Origin of the sequence: Massilia atriviolacea (genome assembly GCF_003953935.1) — a bacterium.
Taxonomy (GTDB): Bacteria; Pseudomonadota; Gammaproteobacteria; order Burkholderiales; family Burkholderiaceae_D; genus Telluria_A; species Telluria_A atriviolacea.
This window is the reverse complement of record NZ_RXLQ01000046.1, coordinates 3,432-5,222: the sequence shown is the minus strand read 5'-3', so window position 1 is coordinate 5,222 and position 1,791 is coordinate 3,432. Positions and strand designations below refer to the sequence as shown.

Here is a 1,791-nt window from a genome sequence, read left to right as displayed (position 1 = left end):
AAACAGAGATTGAACTGAAGAGTTTGATCCTGGCTCAGATTGAACGCTGGCGGCATGCCTTACACATGCAAGTCGAACGGCAGCGCGGGGCAACCTGGCGGCGAGTGGCGAACGGGTGAGTAATATATCGGAACGTACCCTGGAGTGGGGGATAACGTAGCGAAAGTTACGCTAATACCGCATACGATCTAAGGATGAAAGTGGGGGATCGCAAGACCTCATGCTCCTGGAGCGGCCGATATCTGATTAGCTAGTTGGTGGGGTAAAGGCCTACCAAGGCATCGATCAGTAGCTGGTCTGAGAGGACGACCAGCCACACTGGAACTGAGACACGGTCCAGACTCCTACGGGAGGCAGCAGTGGGGAATTTTGGACAATGGGCGAAAGCCTGATCCAGCAATGCCGCGTGAGTGAAGAAGGCCTTCGGGTTGTAAAGCTCTTTTGTCAGGGAAGAAACGGTGGAGGCTAATATCCTCTGCTAATGACGGTACCTGAAGAATAAGCACCGGCTAACTACGTGCCAGCAGCCGCGGTAATACGTAGGGTGCAAGCGTTAATCGGAATTACTGGGCGTAAAGCGTGCGCAGGCGGTTTTGTAAGTCTGTCGTGAAATCCCCGGGCTCAACCTGGGAATTGCGATGGAGACTGCAAGGCTAGAATCTGGCAGAGGGGGGTAGAATTCCACGTGTAGCAGTGAAATGCGTAGAGATGTGGAGGAACACCGATGGCGAAGGCAGCCCCCTGGGTCAAGATTGACGCTCATGCACGAAAGCGTGGGGAGCAAACAGGATTAGATACCCTGGTAGTCCACGCCCTAAACGATGTCTACTAGTTGTCGGGTTTTAATTAACTTGGTAACGCAGCTAACGCGTGAAGTAGACCGCCTGGGGAGTACGGTCGCAAGATTAAAACTCAAAGGAATTGACGGGGACCCGCACAAGCGGTGGATGATGTGGATTAATTCGATGCAACGCGAAAAACCTTACCTACCCTTGACATGTACGGAAGCCACGAGAGATCGAGGCGTGCTCGAAAGAGAGCCGTAACACAGGTGCTGCATGGCTGTCGTCAGCTCGTGTCGTGAGATGTTGGGTTAAGTCCCGCAACGAGCGCAACCCTTGTCATTAGTTGCTACGAAAGGGCACTCTAATGAGACTGCCGGTGACAAACCGGAGGAAGGTGGGGATGACGTCAAGTCCTCATGGCCCTTATGGGTAGGGCTTCACACGTCATACAATGGTACATACAGAGGGCCGCCAACCCGCGAGGGGGAGCTAATCCCAGAAAGTGTATCGTAGTCCGGATTGTAGTCTGCAACTCGACTACATGAAGTTGGAATCGCTAGTAATCGCGGATCAGCATGTCGCGGTGAATACGTTCCCGGGTCTTGTACACACCGCCCGTCACACCATGGGAGCGGGTTTTACCAGAAGTAGGTAGCTTAACCGCAAGGGGGGCGCTTACCACGGTAGGATTCGTGACTGGGGTGAAGTCGTAACAAGGTAACCGTATCGGAAGGTGCGGCTGGATCACCTCCTTTCTAGAGTTGCACAGGTCNNNGCAAACGTCCACACTTATCGGCTGTTTAATTAAGAAGAAACAGTAGCAGTGTCCAAGTCGGGGCTGTAGCTCAGCTGGTTAGAGCACCGTGTTGATAACGCGGGGGTCGTTGGTTCGAGTCCAACCAGCCCTACCATGCGGTCAGTAATACCCTTGGGGGATTAGCTCAGCTGGGAGAGCACCTGCTTTGCAAGCAGGGGGTCGTCGGTTCGATCCCGTCATCCTCCACCA

Annotated in this window: 2 tRNA genes and 1 rRNA gene; all 3 read left to right on the top strand. The window is 53.7% G+C overall.

The window, feature by feature from the left end:
• Positions 1–11: 11 nt before the first annotated feature.
• The 3 genes from EJB06_RS31365 (at position 12) to EJB06_RS31355 (ending at position 1,791) form a co-directional block, all read left to right on the top strand.
• Positions 12–1,540: ribosomal RNA gene (locus EJB06_RS31365) — 16S ribosomal RNA — on the top strand.
• Positions 1,541–1,619: 79 nt separating this feature from the next.
• Positions 1,620–1,696: transfer RNA gene (locus tag EJB06_RS31360), tRNA-Ile, on the top strand.
• A 19-nt stretch (positions 1,697–1,715) separates the two neighbouring features.
• Positions 1,716–1,791: transfer RNA gene (locus EJB06_RS31355), tRNA-Ala, on the top strand.